Origin of the sequence: Sulfurimonas sp. (assembly GCF_019429335.1) — a bacterium.
GTDB lineage: Bacteria > Campylobacterota > Campylobacteria > Campylobacterales > Sulfurimonadaceae > Sulfurimonas.
Genome location: NZ_JAHYJB010000026.1, coordinates 21,145 through 27,189, shown reverse-complemented (window position 1 = coordinate 27,189; position 6,045 = coordinate 21,145). Strand labels below are relative to the sequence as shown.

Here is a 6,045-nt window from a genome sequence, read left to right as displayed (position 1 = left end):
AGAAAAAATCCAAGAGAAATAAAAAATCATTCGGACACTTATGCTAAAATATCGCCACAGAAAATATCTCTTCTTCAACTGTCCGAATGAAACCGACAGAGGTGTCCGGATAAACCGTTATATGCAATACTGGTAACACTTCTGTTTCCTAAAATAGGAGCAAGATGCTTCTTGTATTTGCTTATTCTGTCAAATGTGCTTCTAGAGCTGTCTTTGGTAGCAAAATATTTATCTGCTACTTCATTAAGAGTTAGGACTTTTTTTCTATGATGTTTTACAATTTTTGGCGGCTGTTCACCTTTGTTTTGAGCATTGAGTATTTCTATGCGCTTATTTTTACAATAAACTTCAGTAGTTCCATCTGTTTCGTCGCCAATCTTTACTCGTTTGAGTCTGTTTTCTTCATCTTTATATCTGACATAATATGATTTGGTGCCATCTGCTTTTATGTAATATTGAACACCTTCATATTTTTTAGAATTAATAAATTTAGACATCTAAAAGCCTTAGTATAAAAAGCCAAATAGCCAAAGCGGAATTTTATTGCCATATCCAACTTCAATATCATCAGCTATCACATAAGAGTTTGGTACATTTTTGATTTGATTAAACCCTTTATTCTTTCCGCCTATTTCAACTGTATATTTCTCGTCTATTAGAAAATCACCGTTATCTACATAGTGAAGTCTGTGTCCGGTGGATATATTGCTTACAAAATAAGTCTCTCTGAGTGTTCCTATATCTTTATTGACACATAAAGCTTCAAAAAGATTTGTGTTTGCAAGGTATAGTTTGTCAGACTTTCGTATAGCTGCAAATCTTTTGCCTTCATGTGTTATTTGTTTAATAAGTTCTGCGTCATTAAGGTATTGTATATATTTATAGAGTGTAGTTTTTGTGATTCCAACAGTTGAGGCTAACTTGTCTATGCTAAACTCAAGTGGTTTAGACACGCAGATAGTAAGAAGAAGCTTTTTTAATGTATCTATCTTATCAGGTTGAATTGAAAAAATCTTACTTAAATCTGTATGTAAAATAGTGTTAATTGTTTCTATAATTCTATCAATGTATTTACTTCTGTCTTCAAAATAAAACGGATAAGTTCCAACTTTCAAAAACTCATCATAAAATTTGAGTATTTTTTTATCCGGTAAAGATGAAATAATCTCATTAACAATATTTTCGTGGTTTGATAATATATCTTTAAGAGTGTAAGCTTTTAATGAAACATTATGCGTTAGCTCTAGGTACTCTTTTAGGCTTAGTGGATAAAGATGATACATGGAATATCTTCGTGCAAAGTCAGGATTTGTGAGATGCAGGGCAGATGAACCTGTAAAATAAACTTTTATATCTAAAAAATCATAGATTGATTTTAGCTCTTTTTCAAAGTGTGCAGCTTCATGTACTTCATCTATACAAATCAGTTCACCGCCTCTTTTACTAAACTCATCTACAAAATCAAAAAGTGAAACATCTTGAAACATTGCATGATCACACGAAATGTATAGTTTGTTGCTAATAGGTAAATCTGAACTTTGTAATATTTGCATAAGAGTTGTTGTTTTACCAATACCTCTGCTCCCATATACAGCTGTTATCTTTGCTTCTGAATTATAAAGAGAATCAAAAATATATCTTTTATATATAGGAAGCTTCTGGTTTGCCTTGAGTGCATAAAGTCTTTTTGCATTTTCAAGAAGTTTTATCATGTTATGCGACCTTTTAGTTTTTTTTATTATACTATAAATAAATATATAAGTCTAATGTAATATACTTATAGTAAGTGTGTTTTTACGAAATATTGCGACAAATTTAAATATTTTAATAATTTTTTTATAATAAACATACAAGTTCAATACGGGGTATAAGTTTAGAAATTTCATTAGAAAAATTATAACATAGTCTAGGTGACTAAAGGGGTGACTAATTAGTCACCATTATTGAAAAAACTTGATTTTACATGACTTAACTTGATATAATAAAAACCTTTAAAAGACCGTGTGTATAGTGATATTTGAGGTTAGTTGATGATACTTTAAGAAACTTGAAAAAACACCATTTTTCAAGTCCTCTCATCCGCACCATCTTTTTAATAAAAATAGAAAAAATAATCAATCTTCAATCAAATTTTGAACAACATAAAATTATCACAAAATAGTCAGCTTCATAAAACCAAAACAACACTTTTTTTAATTTACTGTATAATGCAGAAAAATATAGGGCTAACTTCATGCAGAGAGTGATTAAATATTTATCTATTAAATGGTTGGTTCCTGCGCTCTTAATTTCGCTGCTTATATTAATCAACATAAATTTTCACTATCTTCTTTTTCATGTATTTGCCGAATATTTTACTGTTTTTGTAAGCATCGGTATATCTCTGATTGCATACTACACATACCCATTTACAAATAACAGATATCTGCTCTTTATCGGTCTTGGGTATATATGGATTGCGCTGCTGCACATGTTGCACACACAAACATATTTTGGAATGCCATTTTACGGCATAGAGACTCCAGACACATCTTTAAATTTTTGGGTATTTACACGTATTTTTGAGGCTCTGCTTTTGTTAGTTGCGCCGTTTATGAGGTACGTAGAGTATAAAAACTATAAAGTTACCATACTTTTTGCGATAATTACTCTGATTATCACCGCTGTAGCGATGAACTATCCTCTTAGTCTGTTTGTAAAAGGAGAGGGGCTGACGGCTCTAAAAATAGGATTAGAGTATTTTATTATTGCTGCTTTGTTCCTAGCGCTGTATGTAAACAGACGACACAAGAGCGAGTTTGCTAGTGTAGTTTATGGTGCTATAAAGTATGCGATTATTTTGACAATAATGGCAGAGGTTGCTTTTACTTTTTACAGCGATGTTTACGATTTTATGAACGTAACGGGGCACATTTTTAAATTCTTATCTTTTTGGATATTGCTTCAAGCCATCATAAGAACATCGCTTGAAGAGCCAATCTCTCTTATGCGAAAGAGTGCTACGACTTACGAGGTTATCCCATATCCATCTATAATTGTTGGCAAAGACGGGATAATCAGACAGGTGAACAGAGCGGCTTGCACTCACTTGGACAAAGAAGAGGCTGATATAGTCGGCATGAGAAATCATCAGCTCTTTCATCCAAAAAGTATAAAAGAGGAGTTTTGCCCAATCTGCCAATCAATAGCCCAAAACGAGGAGCTGGATGATTGTGTTCTTGGTGACAAAGAGTCTGGAACTGTTACGCAATATTCGCTCAGTCCGATACGTACAACCGAAGATAAAATAAGCGGTATGGTTCAGGTAAGCGTTGATATGACACATACTGTACTTCTTGAAAAATCGCTTCTAAATCAATACGAACTGCTTCAAAATATAATAGATACAGTTCCTGTTGGAATTTTCTGGAAAGATATAAACGGTCTATATCTCGGCGCTAACGAACTTTTTGTCAAGGATGCAAAACTTGGGTCTTTAAGTCAGCTTATAGGCAAAAGTGAAAACGACCTGACATGGGAAAAAGAGGAGATAGAACGTCATATTAAAGATGATGAGGATATTATAAAAAGTGGAGAATCGAGGATTCAGTATGAAGAGACGCGAAAAGATGAGAATGGAAATACAGCCATACTCTCAGCATCAAAAGTCCCACTCAAGGATGACAAGGGAACTATTATAGGCATAGTCGGAAGTTATGAGGACATTACAAAGAGAAAAAATCTCGAGTACAAACTCGAACAGCAGCAGGAGATTTTGCGTTATCAGGCACACTATGATGTCTTGACACATCTGCCAAACAGGGTTCTGTTTCAGGATAGACTTATCCAAGCAATCCATAAAGCAAAAAGAAGCAAGAGTGAGTTTGCTCTGCTCTTTATAGACCTTGACCAGTTTAAACAGATTAACGATACTCTTGGGCATCAGGTAGGCGATGAGGTGCTGAAAATTTTCACTTCAAGGCTAAAAAACTCAGTTAGAGAGGATGATACACTTGCAAGAATAGGCGGGGATGAGTTTACGATTATTTTGGAAAATTTAAAATCAGCCAAAGACGCTTCGATATTGGCGCAAAAAATTATTGAAAATGCAAAACAGCCCATAGATATAGCAGGGCATCTGCTTTATGTCTCATCAAGCATAGGAATAAGTATCTATCCAAAAGATTCAACAGAGATGCAGGATTTGCTGAAGTACTCAGACAGTGCGATGTACAAAGCAAAAGAGGAGGGTAGAAACAGTTTTCAATTTTACTCTCCTGAGATGACACAGATTGCAATGAATAGAGTCGTTATGCAAAATGATTTAAGAAATGCTATAAAAAATGAGGAGTTTGTAGTCTACTATCAGCCTCAGATTGATATATCAAAGAAAAAAGAGACTCTTGTTGGGCTTGAAGCGCTTGTGAGGTGGGAACATCCACAGCTCGGGCAGATACCGCCGTTTCAGTTTATACCTATGGCTGAAGAGACGGGAATGATTGTAGAGCTTGATAAGCTTGTGATGAAAATGGCAATAACAAAGATTTCCGCTTGGTACAACGAGGGGCTTAATCCAGGAGTGCTTTCGCTAAATCTTGCGATGAAGCAGCTACAGCAGGATGACTTTATACAGACAATTAAAAAAATTATAGAAGAGAGCGGATGCAAGGATAAAAAGTATCTCTCTTTTGAGATAACAGAGGGGGATTTGATGATAAATCCTGAATCCTCAATCAAGAAGCTAAATATGCTTAAAGAGCTAGGCATTGAAATAGCAATCGATGATTTTGGAACAGGCTACTCATCTCTTTCATATTTAAAACGTCTGCCTGTAGGCAAGCTCAAAATTGACAAGTCGTTCTCAAGAGGTGTTCCAAACGACAGGGATGACGTAGTTATCTCAAAGACGATTATCGCTCTTGCTAAAAATCTCAACATGAAGGTTTTAGCAGAGGGGGTTGAGACACAGGAGCAAAAAGAGTTTATGTATGAAAACGGCTGTTATGAGATTCAGGGCTACTTCTACTCTAAACCACTCCCCGCAAATGAGGCAAGAGAGTTTATATTGAAATATCAGTAGCAGATGCTATTTGATTTTTGAAGCCTCTTTGTAAAACTTAACAAGCCCTTTTTTTGCTTTGGTATCAAGATTGTAAGATATATATTTTAGATAGTTTAGTATCTCTTCTTGAGGGATTTTTGTTCTCTTTGATGCCTCATTTAAGATATATCTTGGGATTTTTACTTCTCTTTTGAGGAAGTTCTTTTCTATTTTTTTATAAAGAGTTCTATCTTTGTGAAAGCAGAGCAGCGCGAAGACAAAAGGGAGTTTATGCTTCTTGTTCCACATCTTTGCCAAATCTACATGTTGTTTTTTTTGCAGGTAGTATCTAAGGGCATTATCGCCTATAATAACCTCGCCTTGCACGTTTAAAATCTTTGCAAGAACGTTTGAAGTCTCCGACGCAGAGTCGCTAATGCTCTTCTCGTTTGGAATTACCAAAACACTCAACACCTCTTTTTTGGCAATTATTCCAAGATTTACATGTTGATAATTTTTTGCTCTTATGCTCGATATAAAAGCGGCATCAACTCTGCGCGAGAGAAATTTTTTGTTGGTTTTTGCGGGAACATCTTTGTAGTAGTTCATGCTCATACTCTGTTGCGAGCTTTTTGCAAAATGCTTCATAAAAACATGAAACGGTAGAAGATTAAGGTACTCTATTTTGCCAAAAACCAATGCCTTCTCCAAGTGGGTATAGGCGAAATTATACAGCTCTTAACTTATAAAAAAGATGAGTTTGATATAATCATAGCAGTAAAATAATTTGGGAGCAATCTTTTGGTAAGAGTTGAATTTTTAGGACCGATAGAAAAAAAACCATTAGAGTTGGATATTTCAAATCTAAACGAGTTGGCAGAAATACTTCAGAAAGATAAAGAGATGCAAGTATGGCTGGAAAATTCAGCTGTTGCAGTAAACGATACGCTGGTAAGCAGCAGAGACGTTGCGCTAAAAGAGGGTGATCGAGTTGTTCTTCTTCCTCCGGTGTGCGGAGGCTGATG

At 35.0% G+C, this 6,045-nt stretch carries 5 protein-coding genes; 2 read left to right on the top strand and 3 right to left on the bottom strand.

The window, feature by feature from the left end:
- Window positions 1-74: 74 nt before the first annotated feature.
- A complete protein-coding gene (locus K0A91_RS08535) occupies window positions 75-497 on the bottom strand; it encodes a hypothetical protein (RefSeq protein ID WP_295009763.1) in 423 nt (140 codons plus the stop codon).
- Between the two features lie 9 nt (window positions 498-506).
- Window positions 507-1,712, bottom strand: a complete 1,206-nt coding sequence (locus K0A91_RS08530; RefSeq protein ID WP_295009762.1) for an AAA family ATPase — start codon at window positions 1,710-1,712, stop codon at window positions 507-509.
- Between the two features lie 521 nt (window positions 1,713-2,233).
- On the opposite strand from K0A91_RS08530, the gene K0A91_RS08525 reads away from it, so the two are divergent.
- Window positions 2,234-5,059, top strand: a complete 2,826-nt coding sequence (locus K0A91_RS08525; protein ID WP_295009761.1) for an EAL domain-containing protein — start codon at window positions 2,234-2,236, stop codon at window positions 5,057-5,059.
- A 6-nt stretch (window positions 5,060-5,065) separates the two neighbouring features.
- On the opposite strand, the gene K0A91_RS08520 is transcribed toward K0A91_RS08525, so the two are convergent.
- The gene (locus K0A91_RS08520) at window positions 5,066-5,719 is read right to left on the bottom strand and encodes an MqnA/MqnD/SBP family protein (RefSeq protein ID WP_295009760.1); all 654 of its coding nucleotides are present in this window, start codon (window positions 5,717-5,719) and stop codon (window positions 5,066-5,068) included.
- 102 nt (window positions 5,720-5,821) lie between these two features.
- Here K0A91_RS08520 and K0A91_RS08515 point away from each other — a divergent pair, with 102 nt between their 5' ends.
- Window positions 5,822-6,043 carry a MoaD/ThiS family protein gene (locus tag K0A91_RS08515; RefSeq protein WP_295009759.1) on the top strand — a complete coding sequence of 74 codons (222 nt, stop codon included), beginning with the start codon at window positions 5,822-5,824 and terminating at the stop codon, window positions 6,041-6,043.
- Window positions 6,044-6,045 lie beyond the last annotated feature (2 nt).

What these genes read in the sequence shown, in the direction of transcription:
- K0A91_RS08535 (WP_295009763.1), bottom strand. Translation starts at nt 497, where the DNA reads ATGTCTAAATTTATTAATTCTAAAAAATATGAAGGTGTTCAATATTAC.
- K0A91_RS08525 (WP_295009761.1), top strand. Translation starts at nt 2,234, where the DNA reads ATGCAGAGAGTGATTAAATATTTATCTATTAAATGGTTGGTTCCTGCG.
- K0A91_RS08530 (WP_295009762.1), bottom strand. Translation starts at nt 1,712, where the DNA reads ATGATAAAACTTCTTGAAAATGCAAAAAGACTTTATGCACTCAAGGCA.